Source organism: Pseudomonas antarctica (genome assembly GCF_001647715.1).
In the GTDB taxonomy this organism is placed as follows: domain Bacteria; phylum Pseudomonadota; class Gammaproteobacteria; order Pseudomonadales; family Pseudomonadaceae; genus Aquipseudomonas; species Aquipseudomonas antarctica_A.
This window is the reverse complement of sequence record NZ_CP015600.1, coordinates 5,364,330-5,386,537: the sequence shown is the minus strand read 5'-3', so window position 1 is coordinate 5,386,537 and position 22,208 is coordinate 5,364,330. Positions and strand designations below refer to the sequence as shown.

The window sequence follows — 22,208 nt, the reverse complement described above, 5'->3', positions numbered from 1 at the left end:
AAACTATACCAGCGACCGGCCAGCCCTGTACTCACGCAGCAGCTTCGGTGACCTTACGCGGCGGCGCGGGGTGCAACCAGCTCGCCAGCAGGTGCGTCGACAGCGGAATAAAGAAGTAAACCATCAGGGGCGTGAGCGCGAGTGTGCTGACCAAAACGCGGCTGAACAGGTCAAGCTCGCTGAGCAGCGGCTCCAGGCCGAAGTTGAACAGCAGCGACACCGGGAAAAATGCCAGCCAGATCGCCACGGCCTGTTTCCAGCGCGGTGGTCGCGCACCCACGGCGCCGAACCAGCCATCAATACCACTGACGCGATGCTCGGACGGGTCGGCAAACAGCTCGCTGCCACGGCTTAGCCAGGCGTCGCGCGACGCGGAGAACTCCCAGGCGTGCAGGGTTTTTTCGTCGGCGAAGCGGAAGATAATCTGAAACTCATCATCGTTGGGCGGCGGTGCAAGGACGCCGGAACCCAGGTAACCGGGGAAGTCGGTGGCCAATTGCTCGCCTTCGCGCAGCCAGGCCATCAGTTCTTCATAGCGCCCTTTGGCCACGCGGCGCGCAACCATCAAGGTGACGGGTGAGGTAGACATTGTGTATCTCCAAATATCAGGTGCGCTGAACCGGGTAGGTAACGCGCAAAGATGGCGGCCGGGTTAGGCCACCACCTGAAAAACAGGCAAGGATTATTCCTGTTTTGAAAAATTACGCCAGTGACATTGGTCTGAAGATCCAGGCCCTTGAAAAGGACAAGTATTAAGGCGTTAAATGGGCTCCAAATTCACGCGGACGTTTTCGACCTCTGATGCCCGAAATTACTGCGCCTACTCACGAAATTGCCTCTGAAAATCGCGCTGATTCCGCAGCGTTGTTTCCGATTCGTGAAGTCTCAAGATTGACAGGTGTGAACCCCGTCACATTACGTGCATGGGAGCGTCGTTATGGCCTCATCCAGCCTACGCGCACCGAAAGTGGGCATCGCCTCTACTCCAACGCTGATATTGAGACCGTCAATCGCATTCTCGATTGGATTGAGCGAGGCGTGGCCGTGAGCAAGGTCGGCAAGATTCTTGCGCGCGATGATCAGCAGGCCAGCGCCGTTCGCGCAGAGCGCGATGCCGTCGAAGAGAGCGAATGGCCGCAGTGGCGGGCGCGGTTGGTGCAGGCAGTCAGTGCCTTTGACGATCGTCAGTTGGAGAGCCTGTACGGGCAGATTCTTGCGACCTACCCGCTTGGCGTGGCGTTCCAGGATATCCTCATGCCTCTGTGGAATGACCTGCTGCGCCATCAGGGCCGATTCGGCCAAGCCAGCGAGTGGCTTTTTTACGATTCCTTCCTGCGCATACAGACCTTTCTGCGCCTGCAGGTCGCGTGTGTCTCACCTGCGCCCCGAGTATTGCTGACAGCCATGCCTGGCGAGTGCCGTAAATTGGAGTTGCTGGTGGCGGCGTTGCTGATGAGTCGCGATGACCTGGCGGTGAAGGTGCTTGGCATGGGCCAGCCCTTTGAAGAATTGACGCTGGTGTGTGAAAGAATGCATCCCCAGGCGCTGATTATTTTCTCCAACCATTCACACAATCAGGATCTGGCTGGGCGCTTGAGTCGCCTGGCGTTGACCCTGGATTGCCCGCTGTTTCTCGCCGGTGTCGCTTCGGACTTGTCCGAGAAGGATTTTGCGGGTTCCTCCGTAGGCTGCCTGGGCAATGAAGGCAGCTTGATGCGGCGCCGCTTGCAGCAGTTTCTCAGCGGCGGGCTGGATACCTGATATCAGGCGTGTACATGCGGGTGGACCAGTCGGTGCTGGTGCAGGATGAACTGGCGCAGGCGTTCGATCTCCTCCGCATCGCTTTGGCTCAGGCGGTAGGCGAACAAACCTCGGGCGGTCTCCCGCTCCAGCGTGCCACGCAGCGCAATACGCTCGTAACCGGACGGGCTGAACCACAGGGAAAAGGTTTTCGGCGGTTTGACCCGGCCGCGAATCTCCACCAGCACGCCTTTGAATGACACCTCATGCACCCACAGCGCGCCGGGGTTGCCCTTGGCGGTCTCCATCACCACCGGTGTTTCCAGCGCCAGGCGCCACGGGCGGATCATCGGGCCGTCTTCAAAAATGCTCGGTACCCCCAAGCGCAAGTGAACCGCATGAAACTCATCCTCCACCAGGTGCAAAGGGAAGGTGAGTTGCTGGTTGTCGAACTGCGCCTGGATGGTGACGTGGTCGTGAGCGGCCAACCGCGTGAGCAAGTCGCGAATCTGTGCACCGCCGTTGACGGTCAGGCTCGACCATGCGTCCCGCAGATTGAGCTGCGGGTTGTGCTGCATGTCCTGGATAAAATCCAGTTCGTCCTGCGTCAAGAGAGCGTCGCGGTGCATGGATGTAGCTCAAGGATGAGGTACTAAAAAGCCATTATCCCTCTAAAGGCCTCGTTTACTACAACTTGTTATTTCCGCTCGTCGTTTCAAGTGCTGCCAACTGCGCTTTAAGCTGAGCCACTTGCGCCTCCAGCTGCGCGACGCGTTGTTGCGCTTTCACCTGCGCCGTGACGTCTTTTTGCACGCCGACGAAATACGTCTGCTTGTCCGCCTCGTTATAAACCGTCGACAGCGACAGCTCATTCCAGAAATGCGTGCCGTCCTTGCGGTAGTTGCGCAGGATTTCCCGGCAGGATCCACCGCTGTCGAGAGCTTCGCGGATGGCCATCAGCGCCGGCTGATCGCGATCACCCGCCTGCAGGAAGCGGCAATCCTGATAAAGAATTTCGTCCAGGGCATATCCCGTCAGGCGCTCGAACGCCGGGTTAACGTAGATCAGTGGTTTGTCTTTGCCTTCTCGTTCGGCGACGACGATGCCGTCGTTGGAAGCAGCAATCACCATTTGCATCAGCTTGGCGTTAATCATTGAGCAGTCCATGGCTGGTTTTTCAGAGCTTGGAGTTTATGGCAAGTTTTGAATGTTGCACCGTGCGCACTGAAATATTTGCGTCAGCTGCTAATATCCCACCCTTTCGCTCAACTACAGGATCAGATTGATGAAAGTCGCCATCCTTTCCGGCTCGGTCTACGGCACGGCTGAAGAAGTTGCCCGCCACGCTGAAGCCATCCTCAAAGAGGCCGGTTTTGACGCCTGGCACAACCCTCGCGCCAGCTTGGCCGACGTGCAGGCCTTTGCCCCTGAAGCCTTTCTGGCGGTGACCTCGACCACTGGCATGGGTGAGTTGCCCGATAACCTGCAACCGCTGTATTCGATGATTCGCGACCAACTGCCGGCCGCCTGGCGTGGCCTGCCCGGTGCAGTCATCGGCCTGGGCGACGCCAGTTACGGCGACACGTTCTGCGGTGGCGGCGAGCAAATGCGTGAGCTGTTTGGCGAGCTGGGCGTGCGCGAAGTGCTGCCGATGCTGCGTCTGGACGCCAGCGAAAGTGTCACCCCGGAAGCCGACGCCGAGCCTTGGCTGGCCGAGTTGGTCACTGCACTGCGCGGTTGACCGGGAATTCGCGCAGCAACGCCAGCCAGGCTTGGGCGGCTTTGGACAGATAAGCGCCCTCACGCCAGATAAAGGCAATGTCCCAGCGCAGGTAGTCGGGCGCCTTGAGTGTCAGGCGCACCACGCCTGGCCGCACCAACCCGCGGGCGACCACACTGGGCAGCAACACCACGCCCTGGCCGGCCGCGACCAGGGCCGCCAGAAAGTCCGCCTGGCCGCTGCGACCGATTTCTTTGGGCGTGAAGCCCAATTGCTGACATGCCTGCATCAGCCGGTCATTGAGTACAAAACTGCGCTGGTACATCAGGAACGGCGTGTCTGCCAATTCTTCCAGGCGCACATGGGCGTTGTCGGCCAGGGGATGATCCATCGGCAACAAGGCATCCAGCGGTTCATCGCAGAAGGCCTGCCAGGCAAACGCCGGGTCGCTGGGCATCAGGCTGCCGCCCACATCCAGCTCGCCGTTCAAAATCGCTTGCTCGATGGTGCGACTGCCACCCTCCAGCAATTGGATGGAGACCTTCGGATAACGCCTGCGGTATTCGGCGAACAGCCCCGCAAACAACGAATCGCCGGCCAATAGCGGCAGGCCCAGGCGTAACTCGCCACGGGTCAGTTGCTGCATATCATCCAGTTCACTGAGCAATTCGGTTTGCAGGCGCAGCATGGCCTCTGCGCGCTGCAATACCACCGTGCCGGCAGCCGTCAGGCGGATGTGTGAGCCGGTGCGTTCCAGCAGCGCCGTACCGAGGCTCTGTTCCAACTGTGCGACCTGCTTGCTGACGGCGGATTGGCTGATATGCAGGGTTTTCCCGGCTTGGGTAAACCCCCCTCGGTGGATCACTTCGACGAAGCTGCGCAGCTGTTTGAATTCCATTATCAGGATTCCAGTTTGGAATAGCATGCAGTCTAACAATTCGCTGTGGGGATGAGGGCGGCCTCTTTAAAATGGCGACCTGCGAGGACCCAAAGCTCATGAAACGTTTTACCTTCAAACATCTTGGCCGCCTGCTGACGGAGCTGGTCGTACTGCTGGCTATCTATCTGCTGGGCACTCAACTGTCGGTCTGGTTCGCGTGGCCAATCCCGGGTGGCGTCGTGGGCCTGGGGCTGTTGCTGGCGACATTCGCCAGTGGGCTGGTCAAGCCGGCCGCTCTGCAATTGGGTGCCGGGGTGTTGATGGCAGAAATGCTGTTGTTCTTTATCCCGGCCCTGATGAGCCTGCTCGACTACGGTGGCCTGGTGCGTAATGACGGCTGGCGCATCCTGCTGGTGATTGGCTTCAGTACCTTGTCGGTGATGTTGGTGACTGCGTTCACCGTGGAAATGGTCTGCCGCTGGAGCATGCGCCGTGAAGCTTGAGCTGATGCCGGTGTTCTGGCTCGCCCTGACCCTGGGCGCCTATATTTTCAGCCGCTGGCTCTACCGCCGCACCGGGCGCTACTTGCTATCACCGTTGATCCTGGTGCCGGCGCTGCTGCTGGCGGTGGCCGTGCCGATGAAAACCGCCTACGCCGAATACGCCACCGATACGCACTGGTTGATGCTGGTGCTGGGGCCGGTCACCGTGGCGTTTGCCGTGCCGATCTGGCAACAGCGCCGCTTGTTGGCGCGCCACTGGTCGGCGTTGCTGCTGGGGATGGTGGCGGGCAGCGCGGCCTCCATCGGCACCTCGTTCGGGCTGGCCAAGGCATTGGCGTTAAACAGCTCTGTGACCCTGTCCTTGTTGCCGCGCTCGATCACTACGCCGTTTGCCATGCCGGTATCCTCCGACCTCGGTGGCGTACCGGAACTCACTGCCGTATTTGTGATGTTCACCGGCGTGTTCGGCGCCATGCTCGGTGGTGTGCTGCTCAAATGGTTGCCGCTGCGCACACCCTTGGCGCGGGGTGCGTTGTTTGGCGTGGGCGCCCACGGCGCGGGCGTCAGCCGGGCGCAGGAAGTGGGCGGCGAAGAAGGTTCGGTCGCGGGGCTGGTGATGGTCTTGACGGGTTTGCTCAACCTGTTCGCCGTGCCTTTATTGGCGGCGCTTCTCTGACGCGAGTTGGACTATTCTCATGACTGACTCGCTCAGTCATCAAGCTGGCTGCGAAGGCAACTACTTGCGCCACGGCGTCTGACTAGACTGGCCCTTCATTCAAAAAAACAATAAGAACGTGAACCAAGGAGGTTGTTACCGTGAGCCTAGCCCCCGTTCCATCGTCACAGAATGTCAAAGACCAGGTCAGCGCTGCCGAGTGGCAAACCCGCGTCGACCTGGCGGCCTGCTATCGGCTGGTGGCGATGCATGGCTGGGACGATCTGATTTTTACGCATATTTCCGCCAAAGTGCCCGGCACCGATGATTTCCTGATCAACCCCTATGGGCTGATGTTTCACGAGATTACCGCGTCGAGTCTGGTCAAGGTCGACCAGGCGGGCAAAAAGCTGATGGACAGCCCCTACGAGATCAACCCTGCGGGCTACACCATCCACAGCGCCATCCATGAAGTCCGCCATGACGTGGTCTGTGTCCTGCACACCCATACGGCGGCCGGCGTTGCGGTGTCGGCGCAGAAGCAGGGCGTGTTGCCGATCAGCCAGCAAGCCACCTTTGTGTTGTCCAGCCTGGCGTACCACGCCTATGAAGGTGTGGCGCTGAACCACGAAGAAAAGGCGCGCCTGCAGGCGGACCTGGGTGACAGCAACTTCCTGATGCTGCACAACCACGGCCTGCTGACGTGCGGTGGCACCATCGCCGACACGTTCCTGATGATGTTCACGTTTCAGCGCGCCTGCGATATCCAGGTATTGGCGCAAAACGGTGGCGCCGAATTGATTGCGATCGAGCCGCAGATTTTGGCGGGCGCCAAGGCGATGGTGGCAGCTGTCACAAAGAGCGCCCAAGGTATGGGCGGTGCACTGGCGTGGCCGGCGCTGTTGCGTAAATTGGACGTGCAAGATCCCGGGTATAAAAGCTGATGCCTCTCGCCGAAATCCCGCTCAGAGCCTGGCGCAAACGTGCCCAGACGTTCGTGTTTCGTGGCCACACGGTCCGTTACTGGGTGGCCGGGCAGGGCGAGCCGTTGCTGTTGATTCATGGTTTTCCCACCGCCAGTTGGGACTGGCATTACCTGTGGCAGCCCCTGGCCCAGCGTAACCTGGTGATTGCGTGCGACATGCTGGGGTTTGGCGATTCGGCTAAACCGCTGGATCACGCGTATTGCCTGTTGGCGCAGGCCGACCTGCAACAGGCGCTGCTCGACTACCTGCGCGTGGAGCAGCCGGTGCATGTGTTGGCCCATGACTACGGCGACAGCGTCGCTCAGGAATTACTGGCTCGCCATTACGAAGCTCGCTTCGCGATGGCCAGCTGTGTGTTCCTCAACGGCGGGCTGTTTCCGGAAACCCACCGCCCGGCCCTGGTGCAGAAACTGTTGCTCAGCCCCATCGGCTGGATGATCGGCCGCGCCTTCGGGCGGAATGCCTTGTCGGATAGCTTCAGTCAGATTTTCGGCCCGAATACGCGGCCCAGTGAAAGTGCTCTGGATGACTTCTGGAGCCTGATCAGCTGCAATGACGGCCCGCGCATCCTGCATAAACTGATCGCTTATATTCCCCAGCGCCGCCGCCTGCGTGAGCGCTGGGTGACGGCAATGCAGCGCGACGGCGTGCCAATGCGGGTGATCGACGGCGAAGTCGATCCGATCTCCGGTGCCCATATGGTGGAGCGTTATCATCAGTTGGTGCCCAACGCCGACACGGTGTTGCTGGCCAATATCGGCCACTATCCGCAGATCGAGGCGCCCGTGCTGGTGCTCAAGCATTACCTCGAGTTTCGCGAGCGAATGGGCCAGCCGGCGCCGTGTGTTGCCTATTCCTGAGCGGCCTGCTGTTGTGGGGTAATCATCCCGCTGCCTTATCGAGCACCATTCAGCCTCGGCTGACTTTATTGTGACCAGAGGCTGCGTGCCTGACACTCACCCCATTCCCATTGTCGCCAGCGGAGTTCGGTATGAGTGAGTCAGTGCAGTTCCAGGATAAGGTCGTGATCGTCACCGGTGCCGGCGGCGGGTTGGGCCGGGCCCATGCGCTGCTGTTTGCCAGGCACGGGGCCAAAGTGCTGGTCAACGACCTCGGCGGTTCAACCCAGGGCGAAGGCGCCAGTGCCTCGGCCGCCGACCGGGTGGTGAATGAAATCCGCGAGGCTGGCGGCATTGCCGAGGCCAACCATGACTCCGTTACCGACGGCGACAAAATCGTGCAGAACGCGCTCGACGTCTTCGGTCGTGTTGACGTCGTGGTGAACAACGCTGGCATCCTGCGTGACAAGACCTTCCAAAAAATGGACGACAGTGACTGGGACCTGGTTTACCGGGTGCATGTCGAAGGTGCCTACAAAGTCACCCGCGCTGCCTGGCCGCATATGCGCGAGCAAGGTTATGGCCGTGTGATCTTCACCGCGTCCACCTCGGGCATCTATGGCAACTTCGGCCAGTCCAACTACGGCATGGCCAAGCTTGGCCTGTATGGCTTGACCCGCACCCTGGCGCTGGAAGGGCGCAAGAACAACATATTGGTCAACGCCATTGCCCCCACCGGCGGCACGCGCATGACCGAAGGCCTGATCCCGCCGCAAGTGTTCGAACGCCTCAAGCCGGAACTGGTCAGCCCGTTGGTGGTGTACTTGGGCAGCGAGGCGTGCCAGGAAACCTCCGGGCTGTTCGAAGTCGGCGGCGGCTGGATCGGCAAGACCCGTTGGGAACGCAGCCTGGGTGTGGGGTTCGACCCGGAGGCCGGGTTTTCGCCGGACGATGTGGCGGCGCACTGGGCGCAGATTTGTGACTTCGAGGGCGCGGTGCACCCCAAGGACACGATCGAAGCGTTGGCGCAGATGATGGCCAACTTGCAGAAGTTCAGCCTCTGATCGTTGCTTGAACACTGTTTAATCTTACGGGGCGCTAAGGGCGCCCCGTTTTTTTGGCACATAAAAAAGGCCGCTGCAAAGGCAGCGGCCGAAGTAAGACGTTGGATCAAGGAGCGATAAATCAACGTCAGTGAACACAGGTAACAGATTGAATACATTGACCAATCTATTGAAATTCGACTTTTCTCCCGAAGTCGGGAGCGGGCGGTTTGCCCTGAAAGCCCGGTAAGAATAGTCGGTTGTAACAAAATGAGTAATAGCGGTTCATGACAAGGACTGTTACTTAATTTGCAATAGTCTTGAAGTGAGCGATCCATTCCCCTGATAACCCGCCATCCACCTGATCCATAGCCCCGCCCAAACCCCGGCCAGAGCCCCTGCTAATCCTTTCGAGCGACAGTGCGAATACCCCTTTGGTGCGCTTATCGCTCCTGACGAGCGGCAGTAGGGTGGGGCCTTCTGTCACTCACCGGGGAAGACGCATGACAAAAACAACAATGCGCGCCATCTTCACGCCACAGGCGCTGGCCACTGCGGTTGCGCTGGGCTGCTGCGCCCAGGCGCAGGCTGTGTCGTTCAACATTGGCGAAATCGAAGGGCAATTCGATTCCTCGCTGTCGGTCGGCGCCAGTTGGGGCATGCGCGATGCCGACAAAAAACTGGTGGGGATTCCCAATGGCGGAACGGGGCAGGCGTCCACCGGGGATGACGGGCGGCTGAACTTCAAGAAGGGCGAAACTTTCTCCAAGATCTTCAAGGGCATTCACGACCTGGAGCTCAAGTACGGCGACAGCGGCGTGTTTGTGCGCGGCAAATACTGGTACGACTTCGAACTGCAGGACGAAAATCGCGAATTCAAGCAAATCAGCAATAACCATCGCGACGAGGGCGCGCGCTCCTCCGGTTACGAGCTGCTCGATGCGTTCGTCTATCACAACTATTCCATCGGCGACTTGCCGGGCAACGTGCGTGTCGGCAAGCAGGTGGTGAGCTGGGGCGAGAGTACGTTTATCGGTAACTCGATCAACAGCATCAACCCGATCGACGTGTCGGCTTTCCGCCGCCCGGGTGCCGAGATCAAGGAAGGCCTGATTCCGGTGAACATGCTGTTCGCCTCCCAGAGCCTCACCAATCAGCTGTCGGTGGAAGGTTTCTACCAACTGAACTGGGAAAACACCGTGGTGGATAACTGCGGCACATTCTTCGGTAACGACGTGGTGGCCCATGGCTGCAACGGCAACTACACCGTCGGTAGCCCGGCGATTGCGCCATTGCAACCGGTGGCCGCAGCGTTCGGCCAGGGCTTCCAGGTGACGCGCGAAGGTGTGGTCGTGCAACGTGCATCGGACCGTGAAGCCCGCGATGGCGGCCAGTTCGGCGCGGCGTTGCGCTGGCTCGGCGATGACACCGAGTACGGCCTGTACTTCATGAATTACCACAGCCGCACACCCACCGTGGGCACGATCACCGCCAACACCAACCTGGCCACCATCGGGCGTATCGCGGCGACCGCCAACGCCATCGCACCCGGCAGCGGCTCGGGCCTGGCCCAGAGCACCATGCTCGGCCGTGGCCAGTATTACCTCGATTACCCGGAAGACATTCGCCTGTACGGCGCGAGTTTCTCCACCACCTTGCCTACCGGCACGGCCTGGACCGGCGAAATCAGCTATCGCCCGAATGCGCCGGTGCAACTCAACACCACCGACCTGACCCTGGCGCTGGTCAACCCGATTGCCGGCCAAACCGCCTCGCCGATCCGCAGTTCGTTCGGCTCGGATAACTCAGGCTACCGGCGCAAGGAAATCACTCAGATCCAGAGCACCATGACCCAGTTCTTCGACCAGGTACTGGGCGCCGAACGCCTGACCCTGGTGGGCGAGGCGGCCTTCGTGCACGTCGGTGGACTGGAATCCAAAACCAAACTGCGCTACGGCCGTGATTCGGTGTACGGCGCCTACGGTTTCGGCGGCGACACCGATGGTTTCGTCACGGCCAACTCCTGGGGTTATCGCGCCCGGGCAATCCTTGACTACAACAACGTGTTTGCCGGGGTGAACCTCAAGCCCAACCTGTCCTGGTCCCAGGACGTCAGCGGCTATGGCCCCAACGGCCTGTTCAATGAAGGCGCCAAGGCGATCAGCGTCGGCGTGGATGCGGACTACCGCAACACCTACACCGCCAGCCTCAGCTACACCGACTTTTTTGGCGGCGACTACAACACCCTCACCGATCGTGACTTTATCGCCCTCAGCTTCGGCGTGAACTTCTGACTTGGTTTAAGGAAGGACAAGAACCTATGCGTAAGCTATTTGCAGTGATGGCCCTGAGTATGCTGGCTGCCCAAGTCTTGGCCGCCGTGTCGCCCGAAGAGGCCGCCAAGCTCGGCACCAGCCTGACGCCGGTCGGCGCCGAAAAAGCCGGCAACGCCGACGGCTCAATCCCGGCCTGGACGGGCGGCATCCCGAAAAACGCCGGCGCAGTGGACAGCAAGGGCTTTCTCGCCGACCCATTTGCCAATGAAAAACCGCTGTTCGTGATTACCGCCGCCACGGTGGACAAGTACAAGGCCAAACTCTCCGACGGCCAGGTGGCGATGTTCAAGCGCTACCCCGAGACCTACAAGATCCCGGTGTACCCGACGCACCGCACGGTCAACCTGCCGCCGGACATCTATGAGTCGATCAAGCGCAGCGCCCTGAATGTGCACGCGATCAACGACGGCAACGGCCTGGAGAACTTCACCGGCAACCGCTACTACGCGTTCCCGATTCCGAAGAATGGCGTGGAAGTGCTGTGGAACCACATCACCCGTTACCACGGCGGCAACCTGAAACGCATCATCACCCAGGCCACCCCGCAGACGAACGGCAGCTACACGCCGATCCGCTTCGAGGAAGAAGTGGCGGTGCCGCAGGCTATCCCGGATATCGACCCGGCCAAGGCGGCCAACGTGTTGAGCTTTTTCAAACAATCGGTCACCGCCCCGGCGCGGTTGGCGGGCAACGTGCTGCTGGTGCACGAGACCCTCGACCAGGTGAAAGAACCGCGCCTGGCCTGGATCTACAACGCCGGCCAGCGCCGCGTGCGGCGTGCGCCGCAAGTGTCGTATGACGGCCCAGGCACTGCCTCCGACGGCCTGCGCACCACCGATAACTTCGACATGTTCTCCGGCGCTCCCGACCGCTATGACTGGAAACTGGTCGGCAAAAAAGAGATGTACATCCCTTACAACAGCTACAAGTTGGACTCGCCGACCCTCAAGTACGACGACATCATCAAGGCCGGGCATATCAACCAGGACCTCACCCGTTACGAGCTGCACCGGGTGTGGGAAGTGGTCGGCACCGTCAAGCCGAGCGAGCGGCATATCTACGCCAAGCGCCACATGTACATTGACGAGGACAGCTGGCAAGTCGCGCTGGTGGACCACTACGACGGCCGTGGCCAGCTGTGGCGTGTTGCCGAAGGCCATGCGCAGTTCTATTACGACCACCAGGTGCCGGCCTACACCGTGGAAACCCTGTACGACATCATCGCCGGTCGCTACATCGCGCTGGGGATGAAAAATGAGGAGAAGAGCAGCTTCGTGTTCGGCTTTGCGGCCAAGGCGGCGGATTACACGCCGGCGGCGTTGAGGTCTACGGGCGTTCGCTGATCTTCCATTTGAAATGCAATCAACCTGTGGGAGCTGGCTTGCCTGCGATAGAGGTGGGTCAGCCGGCCCACCTGTCACTGCTACATCGCCATCGCAGGCAAGCCAGCTCCCACAGTGACCGTCTTCCACTTTAGGGTGAAGTGGAATCCCGGCTTTTTTATGCCTGCCAATCACCCCGCTGAATACTTCTTCAACAACCGCCGACCACAGGACTAGGGTAGGCGTCAGGTTGCATAACAATAAAAAGCAGGATGCAGCAATGACCGCCATGACACGCTGCCTGGACCGTCCTGGATTCATGCCACGGCTGTCCGCTCACCATCTGTTGCGCCCGCGCCTGACCGAGCCTTTGCTCGCAGCGCCCGTCAGGGTCAAGTTGCTCTGCGCGCCGGGCGGCAGTGGCAAGAGTGCGTTGCTCGCAGAATGTGCGTTGCAGGCGCCGAAAGGCTGCCAGGTCTACTGGCTGCCGCTCAATGGCGCGGTCCTCAGCCCCTACGAATTTTGTGAGCGTCTGGCGCACAACCTGGGGCTGCCCTTTGTCGATGAAGCCAGCTTGTTGCTCGACCTCAGCCGCTGGCAGCACGCGGCGTGGATATTTCTGGATGACTTCTGCCGTCTGCCCGCGCCTGGGCTGGACGCGTTGCTCGATCGTTTACTCAACGTCGCCAACCCGGCACTGACCTGGTGGCTGGGCGCGCGACGCCGGCCGGTGTGCAACTGGCCACGGCTGTTGCTCGACGATGAGTTGTTGGAGTGCAGTGAGTTGGCATTCAGCCCCGCGCAGGTCCAGCAATTGCTTGGCCCCGGGCTGACTGTCGACAGCGTGATGCAGTTCAGCGCCGGTTGGTGTGCGGGTGTGCGTATCGCCCTGCTGGGCGACGGTCATCCGGACAAGACCTTGCTCGACTACCTGCAGCACGAGCTATTCAGTACCTTGCCGGTCGAACTGGCGGATGCCTGGCGTGTGCTGGCGCATCTGCCGCGTTTCAACCCGAGCTTGTGTGAGCACCTGTTCGGCTCTGGCGACGGCGATCAGTACCTGCGGGATTTGCAGGCACTGGGTGCATTTATCCAGCCATGGGAAGACACCACCGATTGGCTTCAAGTGTTCCCGCCGCTGGCGCGATTGCTATGCGATGAGCCCTGGCCGGCCAAGCGCTCCTGGCATCGGCGTGCCTGCCAGTGGTTTACCGGTGAGCGCGACTGGCAAGCCGCGTTTGAACAGGCCTTGCTGGCCGAAGAGTACGAAGTGGCGGTGAGCCTGTTACAGCACTTCAGTTTTGAAGACCTGTTCCGCCAGCAGAACGCGCTGCTGCTGTTGCGCCTGCATGAGCAGCATGGCGATGACTTGATGCTCGGTTCCGCGCAACTGGTGGGGCTGTTGACGGCGGCGCTGCTGTTTGCCGGGCGTTTTGACCAGGCGGGCGTGTGCATCGACCAGCTTGCCCGATTTGCCCCGCAACCCAGCGCAGCGCAACAGCGCCATTTGTTGGCCCGCTGGCAGGCGCAATGGGGTTGGCTGTTGCATCTGGGCGGCGATGCCGAGCGTTCCCGCGAACATTTTCTGGAGGCCTTGCAAGCCTTGCCCGATAACGCCTGGACGTCGCGGGTGATGTGCCTCTCGGGCCTGACCCAGCAAGCCTTGCTGCGCGGTGAATTGGACGTCGGCCAAACGTTGAACCGCGAAGCCCTGTGCCTGGCGCGGGCCCACGGCTCGTTGGTACTGGAGGCGTTGCTGGAGCTGGACCACGCGCAATTATTGGAACAACGCGGCGCCCCGTATCGGGCGCAAAGCCTGCTCGAAAATGTGCAGGCGATGCTGATGCAGCAGCGGCTCAAGGCCGGGCCATTGGTGGGGCGCATCGCCCTGCGGCGCGGGCATTTGGCGCTGCGCCAAGGGCAGGACGCACTCGCCGGCGAGTGTTTCGAGGCCGGGCTGACTATGTGTCTGCACAGCCAGGACAAACGCGTGCTGTACGGGTTTCTCGGCCTGGCACTGCTGGCGGCCAACCATGGCGATTACGCCCAGGCCTTTATTCAACTGCGCGAAGCCGAGCGCTTGATGCAGCAACGCCAGGTGCCGGACTCGGTGTATCGCGCGGTGTTGCTGCTGGTCAGTGGCCACTTCTGGTTGCAGCAGGGCCGCGCCGACTTGACCGTGGAGGCGGTGCGCCGGGTGTTGCGCCACTTCCGTGGGCCGCAGGCCCGACAGGCACCGCCGGCCACGCTGGAATTGATTCCACGCCTGGAGTATTTGCTGGTGCTGGCCGAGGTTCGGCTGGGCTGCGCCGACCAACCCATGGTGCGGCTCAATGCCTTGCTCGACACCGCCCGGCAACGCGGCATGCTGTGCCTGGAAACCGAATTGCACCTCGTGCTGGGCGAAGTGGCCTGGCACCTGGGCGATACGGCCCTGGCCCGTCACGCCCTGCAAACCGGCTTGGAACTGGCGGCGCGTTGCCAGGTGCAGCAAGCCATTCGCGAGCTGCGCTTGCGCGCGCCCGGGTTATTGAGTGAGCTGGGGTTGGAGACACCGGCGTCGCCCGGCGGCGTGGCAGAAAACCCCCTGAGCCAACGCGAGCTGGAAGTGCTGCATTTGATCGCCCTTGGCAACTCCAACCTGGAAATTGCCGATCGGCTGTTTATTTCGCTGCACACCGTCAAGACCCACGCGCGGCGTATTCACAGCAAACTCGGCGTGGAGCGACGCACCCAGGCGGTGGCCAAAGCCAAGACGTTAGGCTTGATGCGGGGTTGACGGTTCAGGCGGTGCAGAAGGCCAGGCGGTATTCACCGGGCGTCGCGCCCATGGTTTGGCGAAAACGATGGGTGAAGTGGCTGGCGCTGGAGAAACCGCACATCCAGGCAATGTCACCGAGGGGCAGGGCGCCACCGCGCAATAGGGTTTGTGCACGAACCAGCCGTCGCGCCAGCAGGTATTGATGGGGCGGCAAGCCGAAGCTTTGGCGGAACATCCGCGCGAAATGGTATTCCGACAGCGCGCACAGGCCGGCCAGTTGCCCCAGGCTGATCGGTTCCTCCAGGTGGTGGTCGATGTAGTCCACCAACAGCCGCCGCTGATGCGCGGCCAACCCGCCTTTGAGGCGCAGGCCGTCACGCGCGCCTACCTGGCTGAGCAAGGTGTGGCTGAGCATTTCATGGGCCAGGCTGCTGGTCAGCAGGCGCTCGGCGGGCTCGTGCCAGTTGAGGGCGATCAATTGGTGAAAGCGCCGGGCCTGGCTCGCGTCTTCGAGAAACGTGCTTTCGCGCAGTTGCAGTTCGCGTGGTTCGCGGTCGAGCAGGGTGACGCAGCCGAGGGCGAATTGTTCCGGGCTGAAATACACGTGGGCCAGGCGGATCTCGCCGTTGATCACCCAGGCCGACTGGTGTTCGGCCGGCAGGATGCACAGCTTGTCGGGGCCGCCCTTGGTGCCCGGCTGGTCGCGGCGAAAGGTGCCGGTGCCGCCGCCGATGTAGCAGGACAAGGTGTGATGGCTGGGCGCCTGGTAATCCTGCGAGTCGTGATGGTTGCTCCACAAGGCCGCAGACAAGCCGTCACCGAGCTCGGCGCAGGCTTCCAGGCGAGCGTTGGGCGAGCGGTTGAGGGCTTGAAAGACTTGCAGGGATTCCAGATCAGGCATGGCGTGTGCTCTCCGACGCCTTGCATCCTACTCCGCGCCGCTGGCGCTGTGAGCCCACTGCCCGACAAAAGCGCAAGAATGTGCAAGAGCGCTCCCGGGGTGACGGGTGACACTGTGGCTCAATCGACGGAGCCCGCTATGAACCTTTTCCTGTATTTACTCACCGTGCTGATCTGGGGCACCACGTGGATTGCACTCAAGTGGCAGCTGGGCGTCGTGGCGATTCCGGTGTCGATCGTCTACCGCTTTGGCCTGGCGGCGCTGGTGCTGTTTGTACTGTTGCTGCTGAGTCGCAAGTTGCAGGTGATGAACCGCCGCGGGCACCTGATCTGCCTGGCGCAAGGGCTGTGCCTGTTCTGCGTCAACTTCATGTGCTTTCTCACCGCCAGCCAGTGGATTCCGAGTGGCCTGGTCGCGGTGGTGTTCTCCACGGCCACGCTGTGGAACGCCCTCAATGCCCGGGTGTTTTTTGGCCAGCGGGTTGCGCGGAACGTGTTGATGGGCGGCGCGCTCGGGTTGATGGGCCTGGGTTTCTTGTTCTGGCCGGAATTGGCGGGGCACACTGCCAGCCCACAGACCTTGCTCGGCCTGGGCTTGGCCTTGTTGGGCACGATGTGTTTTTCGGCGGGCAATATGCTCTCCAGCCTGCAACAGAAGGCCGGGCTCAAGCCGCTGACCACCAATGCCTGGGGCATGGCGTATGGCTCGGCGATGCTCGCAACCTACTGCGCGGTGCGCGGGATTCCGTTCGAGATGGATTGGAGTGCGCGTTATGTCGGCGCATTGTGGTACTTGGTGATTCCGGGGTCGGTGATTGGTTTTACCGCCTACCTCACGCTGGTTGGCCGCATGGGGCCGGAGCGCGCGGCGTACTGCACGGTGTTGTTCCCGGTGGTGGCGCTGAATGTGTCGGCGTTTGCCGAGGGGTATCAGTGGACGGCCCCGGCGCTGATGGGGTTGGTGCTGGTGATGTTGGGGAATGTGCTGGTGTTTCGTAAGCCCAAGCCTGTGAGTCCTGTCTACAAGGCGAAGGCAATCTAATGTGGGAGGGGGCTTGCTCCCGAAAGCGGTGTATCAGTGCCAGAGTTGTTGCCTGACACGCCGCATTCGCGAGCAAGCCCGCTCCCACATGGACCGAGGTGTCTACCGCCGCTTGGCAACCCCGTTGGTTTATTTGAGGCCCAGACGCTTGGCCATGCGGCCCAGGTTGGCGCGGTCCAGGCCAAGTTCGCGGGCGGCGCTGGCCCAGTTGTGCTGATGGCGTTCCAGGCAGGCGCTGATGATTTGCCGTTGGTAATGCTCGGTGGCCTGGCGCAGGTCGCCGGTGACAACCGGGACTGCCTCGGCCTGGGCTTCGATCTCCGGCGGCGCGCTGACGTCGGGCAGGTCCAGGTCTTGCGCATTCAAGCTCAAAATTTTCGGACGCTCGCGGCAGTTACCCAGGGCCTTAAGTGCGCTGCGTCCGATCAAATGTTCCAACTCCCGCACGTTGCCCGGCCAGTTATAGGCCAGCAATGCCGCCTGGGCATCGCTGCTCAGGCGCAGGCTGCCCAAGCCCATGCGCGAGCGGTTCTGCTCCAGGAAGAACCCCGCCAGCAGCAGTACATCGCGACCGCGTTCGCGCAACGCCGGCACTTGCAGCGGGTACACGCTCAGGCGGTGATAGAAGTCGGCACGGTAGCGGCCATTGCGCACTTCTTCGGCCAGGTCGCGGTTGGTCGCGGCGATCAGGCGCACATCCACCTGATGTTCCTTGTCCGAACCGAGGCGCTGCAACTGGCCACTTTGCAGCACGCGCAGCAGCTTGGCCTGCACGGTCAGCGACAATTCGCCGACTTCATCCAGAAACAAGGTACCGCCGTTGGCCAGCTCGAACTTGCCGCGACGCTCATTCAGCGCGCCGGTAAAGGCGCCGCGCACATGCCCAAACAGTTCGCTCTCCACCAGGGTTTCCGGCAGGGCGGCGCAGTTGAGGCTGATCATCGGCTTATCCGCGCGGGGCGATGCTGCGTGAATGGCTTGGGCCACCAGCTCCTTGCCCACGCCGGTCTCGCCGGTGATCAGCACGGTCAGGTCACTGCCACCGACCAGTGTGATTTCCTCGACCAGACGCTTGTGCGCCTTGCTCTGGCCGATCATTTCCTTGTGCTGCTGGCCGCTGGCCTGGCGGTAGATCTCGGCACGCTGATGCTCATCTTCGGCGCGCAATGCCAGGCGCTCGATACGTTCGGCCACGGTGACCGTGGCCGCCGCCAGGCTGGCGAAGGCTTGCAGGGCATCCAGTTCGACGCGCTCGAAACGCTCGGTGTCCAGCGCGTCGAGGGTCAGCAGGCCCCAGGGTTTGTCGTCGATAAACAGCGGGCAGCCCATGCAGTCGTGCACTTGCAGGTGCCCATGCAGGCCATCGACCAAACCGTCGTAGGGGTCGGGCAGTTCGCTGTCGCTGTCAAAACGGGTAGGCCCGGGGCTGCTCAGCAGCACGGCGAAGCGCGGGTGTTCGCTGACCTTGAAGCGCCTACCGAGGGTGTCGAGGCTCAAACCATCCACCGCCAGGGGCACCAGCCATTCACCGTCCAGGCGCAACAACGCAGCGGCGTCGCATGGCAGCAGGGCGCGCATGGCTTGCAGCAGGCGCCGATAGCGCTCGCTTTCGGGCAGTTCGCGGGACAGGTCGGCGACGAGGGGCAGCAGGGTGGTGAGCAGCGATTGCGCAGTCATAATGACTCCTTGTAGTCCTTGTGACTATATTGCGTAGGAGGTCATATTGACTACTTAATATTTAAGTCATTGAAAAATAAACAATATTAAGTTGGCATGAATACTGAGTAAGTAAAGGCATTCAGTAATAAGACCCAGGAGTCTGCCATGCTTAGTGCCCAAGAACGTGCCATCGTCAAATCCACTGTGCCCCTGTTGGAAAGCGGCGGCGAAGCGCTGATTACGCATTTCTACCGCATGATGCTCAGCGAGTACCCGCAGGTTCGCCCGCTGTTCAACCAGGCCAATCAGGCCAACGGCGACCAACCCCGCGCCCTGGCCAATGGCGTACTGATGTACGCGCGGCATATCGACCAGTTGGACCAACTGGGCGACCTGGTCGCCAAAATCATTAACAAACACGTGGCCTTGCAGATCCTCCCGGAGCACTACCCAATTGTGGGCGCCTGCTTGCTGCGCGCCATCTCCGAAGTGCTCGGCAACGAAATTGCCACGCCTGAGGTGCTGAGCGCCTGGGGCGCTGCCTACGGCCAGTTGGCCGACATCCTGATCGGCGCCGAAGCCGCCATCTACGACGAAAAAGCCCAGGCCCCGGGCGGCTGGCGCGGTGCACGGCCGTTCCTGCTGGTGAAGCGGGTGGAGGAGAGTGACGAGATCATCTCGTTCTATTTTGCCCCGGTGGACAACGGCCCGATCCTGGCCGCCGCGCCGGGCCAGTACATTGGCATGAAGCTGGTGGTTGACGGCGAAGAAGTGCGCCGTAATTACTCCTTGTCAGCCTTGAGCGACGCGGGCCTTTACCGCATCAGCGTCAAACGCGAGGCCGGTGGCCGGGTGTCCAACTTCCTGCATGACCAAATGCACGTCGGCGCGACCATTGACCTGTTCCCGCCGTCGGGTGAGTTCACCTTGGTCGCCAGCGATAAACCGCTGGTGTTGATCAGCGGTGGCGTGGGCATTACCCCGACCCTGCCAATGCTCGAAGCGGCCTTGGCGACTGAGCGCCCGGTGCACTTTATCCACTGCGCCCGTAACGGCGGGGTGCATGCGTTCCGTGATTGGGTGGACGCCCTGGCGGCCAGGCATCCGCAACTCAAACGCTTTTACTGCTATGCCGAGGACGACGGCGTAAGCCCTGCGGCGGACAAGGTCGGGATGCTGAGCCAGGAGCAACTGGCGGCATGGTTGCCCGAACAACGCGACCTGGACGCCTACTTCCTGGGCCCTAAAGGCTTCATGGTGGCGATCAAACGCCACCTCAAGGCTCTGGGCGTTCCCGAGCAACAAGCCCGTTACGAGTTCTTCGGCCCGGCTGCGGCGCTGGAATAATTGTCCGGAAACGACGCTGCCCAATTGTGGGAGCGGGCTTGCTCGCGAAAGCGGTGGATCAGTCACTTAAAATGTCGACTGACACGCCGCCTTCGCGAGCAAGCCCGCTCCCACATTGCTCCTCCATTTCCCCCTGATTAATCCGCTGTTAACCCCCTTCTGTTTTAACCATCCCCTGTGTGTAAACTTGCGGCCATCAGGCATAAACCATAATCAGGTAAAGGGAAACGGGGATGAGTGACGAATTGCGTATAGGCAGGGAGCGGCGCTTTCTGGTGTTGCTGGGCATCATCTGCCTGGCGCTGATCGGCGGTGCGCTGTACATGCAAGTCGTGTTGGGCGAGGCGCCGTGCCCGCTGTGCATTTTGCAGCGCTATGCCTTGTTATTGATTGCGGTATTTGCGTTCATCGGGGCTGCAATGCGCCGCAAAGGCGCAGTCACGCTGTTTGAAGGGTTGGTCGTACTCAGTGCGCTGGGCGGCGTCGCTGCGGCCGGCCACCATGTGTACACCCAGTTCTTCCCGCAAGTCAGCTGCGGCATCGATGTGCTGCAGCCGATTGTTGATGACTTGCCGCTGGCCAAGGTGTTCCCGCTGGGGTTCCAGGTCGATGGCTTCTGCAGCACGCCGTACCCGCCGATCCTCGGCCTGTCGCTGGCGCAATGGGCGCTGGTGGCGTTCGTGCTGACGGTGATTCTGGTGCCACTGGGCATTTACCGGAATCGTCGACCCAACGCCTGAGCCCGTTCACTGAAACGCCCCGGTCCTCCTTGAAGGAAGGCCGGGGCGTTTTTGTTTGTAGGGATTTGTGAAAGCGCTGTGACGAGGGGCAACTTGAGGTGCGCGCAGCGTGCGACATGTTGTCACACGGAAGCCGCCGCAGGACGTTTCTGGTGCGTCGGGCCTGCCCTTAAATTTGCGCCACACGGCCAAATTGTGCTGTCAGTTCGTGGTTTGAATGATGCCGCGAGTGCCGCATGGTTCGAGCCGTTCGGTGATGTCCGAATGCCTTGTATTATGGGGACTTGGATGCGTTTTGCATGCCCTTACAGCGTGTAAGGGTTGAGGGGCTGTGCTCAATAACACGGCAATTTTTGTGGTTTTTGTGGAGAATCCAACACGATAAGATCGCGAACCTTTGCAGGAATGGTGAAGGATTGTTGCTGGAATCGATAAAAATTATTTCTTTATAAGACATGGTTTATACATCGCTAGCTAACTACAATCGCCCGCACTGGATGTCCGGTGCTGTTCAATATTTGAGCATTGGAGCGGTCGAGGGGCAGATGGATGGCTCTGTGCGACCCCAGGTTCCGGCAGCCTTTCAACTTTCCGCACCAAATGGAATTGGTCTGTAACAAGGCCTTTAACCACGAAATCGAATAAGAACTCACCGCAGGTCCGTGAAACGTCCATTTATGGCGTGCCGGGCAGGCTCTTATTCAATCGAAGAGAAATGCCAACCCTTGGCAGGGTGAAGTGTTGGCGATCAAAACCCAACTGCATTGCGCAAGCTGCTTTAGAGGTCGTGAGATGAGTAAAAACAGGTACCCCCGATTACTAGGCTTTTTGCCGCTGCTTGGCATGATGTTAATGCTGGGAGGCTGCAAGTGGACCTTGCTCGACCCAAAAGGACAGGTCGGTCTGGATGAACGAAACCTGATCATCACCGCCACCCTGCTGATGCTGCTGGTCGTGGTCCCCGTGATCATCATGACCTTCGCCTTCGCCTGGAAATACCGTGCGTCGAACACCAGCGCGACCTACGCGCCGAAGTGGTCGCACTCCACCAAGATCGAAGTCGCAGTGTGGCTGGTGCCGATCCTCATCATCATTGCCCTGGGTTATGTGACCTACAAGTCCACCCACGCACTGGACCCGTACCGTCCGCTGGAATCCGACGTCAAGCCGATCAACATCGAAGTGGTTGCGCTGGACTGGAAGTGGCTGTTCATCTACCCGGACCTGGGTATCGCCACTGTTAACGAAATCCAGTTCCCGGAACACACTCCGCTGAACTTCAAGATCACCTCCGACGCCGTGATGAACTCGTTCTTCATCCCAGCTCTGGGCGGCCAGATCTACGCAATGGCAGGCATGCAGACCAAGCTGCACCTGATCGCCAACCAGAAAGCTGAAATGGAAGGCATCTCCGCCAACTATAGCGGCGCTGGCTTCACCGGCATGAAATTCAAAGCGATCTCGACAAGCCAGGAAGATTTCGACGCCTGGGTAGCCAAAGTCAAGGCCGCACCTAAACAGCTTGATCAAGCTGAATACGATGCCCTTGCCAAACCAAGCCAGAACAACCCAGCCGCTCTGTACTCCGCGTACACGCCGGACCTGTTTCAGAAAATCGTCGACAAGTACGAAGGTATGAAGCCAGGCAAGCCGGTCAAGCACGAGAAGAAAGAAGTGGCCGTGGTTGAAGGTTCTGACACGGGCTCGCATTCAACTGCTGGGGCAGAGGAGTAAA

General features: G+C 60.7%; 20 protein-coding genes and 1 pseudogene. 14 read left to right on the top strand and 7 right to left on the bottom strand.

Annotated elements, in window-relative coordinates; all coding sequences use genetic code 11:
• Positions 1-31 precede the first annotated feature (31 nt).
• On the bottom strand, positions 32-589 hold the full coding sequence (locus A7J50_RS24460) for a hypothetical protein (protein ID WP_064454095.1): 558 nt from the start codon (positions 587-589) through the stop codon (positions 32-34).
• A 212-nt stretch (positions 590-801) separates the two neighbouring features.
• Between A7J50_RS24460 and A7J50_RS24455 the strand changes: the two genes are divergently transcribed.
• The gene (locus A7J50_RS24455) at positions 802-1,761 is read left to right on the top strand and encodes a MerR family transcriptional regulator (RefSeq protein ID WP_064454094.1); all 960 of its coding nucleotides are present in this window, start codon (positions 802-804) and stop codon (positions 1,759-1,761) included.
• Positions 1,762-1,763: 2 nt separating this feature from the next.
• Here A7J50_RS24455 and A7J50_RS24450 read toward each other — a convergent pair whose 3' ends face one another.
• Together A7J50_RS24450 and A7J50_RS24445 are read right to left on the bottom strand one after the other, a co-directional pair.
• Positions 1,764-2,369: a hypothetical protein gene (locus A7J50_RS24450; protein ID WP_064454093.1), complete on the bottom strand. Its 606-nt coding sequence runs from the start codon at positions 2,367-2,369 to the stop codon at positions 1,764-1,766.
• Positions 2,370-2,427: 58 nt separating this feature from the next.
• Positions 2,428-2,895 (bottom strand): PAS domain-containing protein, encoded by a 468-nt coding sequence (locus A7J50_RS24445; protein WP_064454092.1) that lies wholly within the window; start codon positions 2,893-2,895, stop codon positions 2,428-2,430.
• 130 nt (positions 2,896-3,025) lie between these two features.
• On the opposite strand from A7J50_RS24445, the gene A7J50_RS24440 reads away from it, so the two are divergent.
• Positions 3,026-3,481 (top strand): flavodoxin, encoded by a 456-nt coding sequence (locus A7J50_RS24440; RefSeq protein ID WP_064454091.1) that lies wholly within the window; start codon positions 3,026-3,028, stop codon positions 3,479-3,481.
• Here the strand turns inward: A7J50_RS24440 and A7J50_RS24435 are convergent.
• Positions 3,462-4,358: a LysR family transcriptional regulator gene (locus A7J50_RS24435; RefSeq protein WP_064454090.1), complete on the bottom strand. Its 897-nt coding sequence runs from the start codon at positions 4,356-4,358 to the stop codon at positions 3,462-3,464. The genes A7J50_RS24440 and A7J50_RS24435 overlap by 20 nt on opposite strands.
• 98 nt (positions 4,359-4,456) lie before the next feature.
• Between A7J50_RS24435 and A7J50_RS24430 the strand changes: the two genes are divergently transcribed.
• The 8 genes from A7J50_RS24430 to A7J50_RS24395 all read left to right on the top strand — a co-directional run bounded on the left by A7J50_RS24430 (position 4,457) and on the right by A7J50_RS24395 (position 14,803).
• The gene (locus tag A7J50_RS24430; protein ID WP_064454089.1) at positions 4,457-4,843 is read left to right on the top strand and encodes a CidA/LrgA family protein; all 387 of its coding nucleotides are present in this window, start codon (positions 4,457-4,459) and stop codon (positions 4,841-4,843) included.
• Positions 4,833-5,519 carry an LrgB family protein gene (locus A7J50_RS24425; protein WP_064454088.1) on the top strand — a complete coding sequence of 229 codons (687 nt, stop codon included), beginning with the start codon at positions 4,833-4,835 and terminating at the stop codon, positions 5,517-5,519. Before A7J50_RS24430 ends, A7J50_RS24425 begins: the two co-directional genes overlap by 11 nt.
• A 140-nt stretch (positions 5,520-5,659) precedes the next feature.
• Positions 5,660-6,442, top strand: coding sequence for a class II aldolase/adducin family protein (locus A7J50_RS24420; protein ID WP_064454087.1), 783 nt, complete (start codon positions 5,660-5,662; stop codon positions 6,440-6,442).
• Complete coding sequence (locus tag A7J50_RS24415; protein WP_064454086.1) at positions 6,442-7,344, top strand: alpha/beta fold hydrolase; 903 nt, start codon at positions 6,442-6,444, stop codon at positions 7,342-7,344. Before A7J50_RS24420 ends, A7J50_RS24415 begins: the two co-directional genes overlap by 1 nt.
• A gap of 131 nt (positions 7,345-7,475) precedes the next feature.
• Complete coding sequence (locus A7J50_RS24410) at positions 7,476-8,387, top strand: SDR family oxidoreductase (RefSeq protein ID WP_064454085.1); 912 nt, start codon at positions 7,476-7,478, stop codon at positions 8,385-8,387.
• 482 nt (positions 8,388-8,869) lie between these two features.
• Complete coding sequence (locus tag A7J50_RS24405; RefSeq protein WP_064454084.1) at positions 8,870-10,660, top strand: DUF1302 domain-containing protein; 1,791 nt, start codon at positions 8,870-8,872, stop codon at positions 10,658-10,660.
• Positions 10,661-10,686: 26 nt separating this feature from the next.
• Positions 10,687-12,045, top strand: a complete 1,359-nt coding sequence (locus A7J50_RS24400) for a DUF1329 domain-containing protein (RefSeq protein WP_064454083.1) — start codon at positions 10,687-10,689, stop codon at positions 12,043-12,045.
• A gap of 259 nt (positions 12,046-12,304) precedes the next feature.
• Positions 12,305-14,803: a LuxR C-terminal-related transcriptional regulator gene (locus A7J50_RS24395; protein WP_064454082.1), complete on the top strand. Its 2,499-nt coding sequence runs from the start codon at positions 12,305-12,307 to the stop codon at positions 14,801-14,803.
• A gap of 4 nt (positions 14,804-14,807) precedes the next feature.
• Here A7J50_RS24395 and A7J50_RS24390 read toward each other — a convergent pair whose 3' ends face one another.
• Positions 14,808-15,686: an AraC family transcriptional regulator gene (locus A7J50_RS24390; protein ID WP_064454081.1), complete on the bottom strand. Its 879-nt coding sequence runs from the start codon at positions 15,684-15,686 to the stop codon at positions 14,808-14,810.
• Between the two features lie 138 nt (positions 15,687-15,824).
• Here A7J50_RS24390 and A7J50_RS24385 point away from each other — a divergent pair, with 138 nt between their 5' ends.
• The gene (locus A7J50_RS24385) at positions 15,825-16,727 is read left to right on the top strand and encodes a DMT family transporter (RefSeq protein WP_064454080.1); all 903 of its coding nucleotides are present in this window, start codon (positions 15,825-15,827) and stop codon (positions 16,725-16,727) included.
• Positions 16,728-16,856: 129 nt separating this feature from the next.
• Here the strand turns inward: A7J50_RS24385 and norR are convergent, their stop codons facing one another.
• Positions 16,857-18,404, bottom strand: coding sequence for a nitric oxide reductase transcriptional regulator NorR (norR, locus tag A7J50_RS24380; RefSeq protein ID WP_064454079.1), 1,548 nt, complete (start codon positions 18,402-18,404; stop codon positions 16,857-16,859).
• A gap of 147 nt (positions 18,405-18,551) precedes the next feature.
• On the opposite strand from norR, the gene hmpA reads away from it, so the two are divergent.
• Together hmpA and A7J50_RS24370 are read left to right on the top strand one after the other, a co-directional pair.
• A complete protein-coding gene (gene hmpA / locus A7J50_RS24375; RefSeq protein WP_064454078.1) occupies positions 18,552-19,733 on the top strand; it encodes an NO-inducible flavohemoprotein in 1,182 nt (393 codons plus the stop codon).
• A 233-nt stretch (positions 19,734-19,966) separates the two neighbouring features.
• Positions 19,967-20,473, top strand: a complete 507-nt coding sequence (locus A7J50_RS24370) for a disulfide bond formation protein B (protein ID WP_064454077.1) — start codon at positions 19,967-19,969, stop codon at positions 20,471-20,473.
• A gap of 474 nt (positions 20,474-20,947) precedes the next feature.
• Here the strand turns inward: A7J50_RS24370 and A7J50_RS32155 are convergent.
• Positions 20,948-21,238 (bottom strand): annotated as a pseudogene (locus tag A7J50_RS32155) (hypothetical protein).
• 27 nt (positions 21,239-21,265) lie between these two features.
• Here A7J50_RS32155 and cyoA point away from each other — a divergent pair.
• A complete protein-coding gene (gene cyoA, locus A7J50_RS24365; RefSeq protein WP_064454076.1) occupies positions 21,266-22,207 on the top strand; it encodes a ubiquinol oxidase subunit II in 942 nt (313 codons plus the stop codon).
• Position 22,208: the final 1 nt, after the last annotated feature.

What these genes read in the sequence shown, in the direction of transcription:
- A7J50_RS24410 (WP_064454085.1), top strand. Translation starts at nt 7,476, where the DNA reads ATGAGTGAGTCAGTGCAGTTCCAGGATAAGGTCGTGATCGTCACCGGT.
- A7J50_RS24430 (WP_064454089.1), top strand. Translation starts at nt 4,457, where the DNA reads ATGAAACGTTTTACCTTCAAACATCTTGGCCGCCTGCTGACGGAGCTG.
- cyoA (WP_064454076.1), top strand. Translation starts at nt 21,266, where the DNA reads ATGAGTAAAAACAGGTACCCCCGATTACTAGGCTTTTTGCCGCTGCTT.
- A7J50_RS24445 (WP_064454092.1), bottom strand. Translation starts at nt 2,895, where the DNA reads ATGATTAACGCCAAGCTGATGCAAATGGTGATTGCTGCTTCCAACGAC.
- A7J50_RS24435 (WP_064454090.1), bottom strand. Translation starts at nt 4,358, where the DNA reads ATGGAATTCAAACAGCTGCGCAGCTTCGTCGAAGTGATCCACCGAGGG.
- A7J50_RS24440 (WP_064454091.1), top strand. Translation starts at nt 3,026, where the DNA reads ATGAAAGTCGCCATCCTTTCCGGCTCGGTCTACGGCACGGCTGAAGAA.
- norR (WP_064454079.1), bottom strand. Translation starts at nt 18,404, where the DNA reads ATGACTGCGCAATCGCTGCTCACCACCCTGCTGCCCCTCGTCGCCGAC.
- A7J50_RS24400 (WP_064454083.1), top strand. Translation starts at nt 10,687, where the DNA reads ATGCGTAAGCTATTTGCAGTGATGGCCCTGAGTATGCTGGCTGCCCAA.
- hmpA (WP_064454078.1), top strand. Translation starts at nt 18,552, where the DNA reads ATGCTTAGTGCCCAAGAACGTGCCATCGTCAAATCCACTGTGCCCCTG.
- A7J50_RS24395 (WP_064454082.1), top strand. Translation starts at nt 12,305, where the DNA reads ATGACCGCCATGACACGCTGCCTGGACCGTCCTGGATTCATGCCACGG.
- A7J50_RS24390 (WP_064454081.1), bottom strand. Translation starts at nt 15,686, where the DNA reads ATGCCTGATCTGGAATCCCTGCAAGTCTTTCAAGCCCTCAACCGCTCG.
- A7J50_RS24405 (WP_064454084.1), top strand. Translation starts at nt 8,870, where the DNA reads ATGACAAAAACAACAATGCGCGCCATCTTCACGCCACAGGCGCTGGCC.
- A7J50_RS24385 (WP_064454080.1), top strand. Translation starts at nt 15,825, where the DNA reads ATGAACCTTTTCCTGTATTTACTCACCGTGCTGATCTGGGGCACCACG.
- A7J50_RS24460 (WP_064454095.1), bottom strand. Translation starts at nt 589, where the DNA reads ATGTCTACCTCACCCGTCACCTTGATGGTTGCGCGCCGCGTGGCCAAA.
- A7J50_RS24415 (WP_064454086.1), top strand. Translation starts at nt 6,442, where the DNA reads ATGCCTCTCGCCGAAATCCCGCTCAGAGCCTGGCGCAAACGTGCCCAG.
- A7J50_RS24450 (WP_064454093.1), bottom strand. Translation starts at nt 2,369, where the DNA reads ATGCACCGCGACGCTCTCTTGACGCAGGACGAACTGGATTTTATCCAG.
- A7J50_RS24455 (WP_064454094.1), top strand. Translation starts at nt 802, where the DNA reads ATGCCCGAAATTACTGCGCCTACTCACGAAATTGCCTCTGAAAATCGC.
- A7J50_RS24370 (WP_064454077.1), top strand. Translation starts at nt 19,967, where the DNA reads ATGAGTGACGAATTGCGTATAGGCAGGGAGCGGCGCTTTCTGGTGTTG.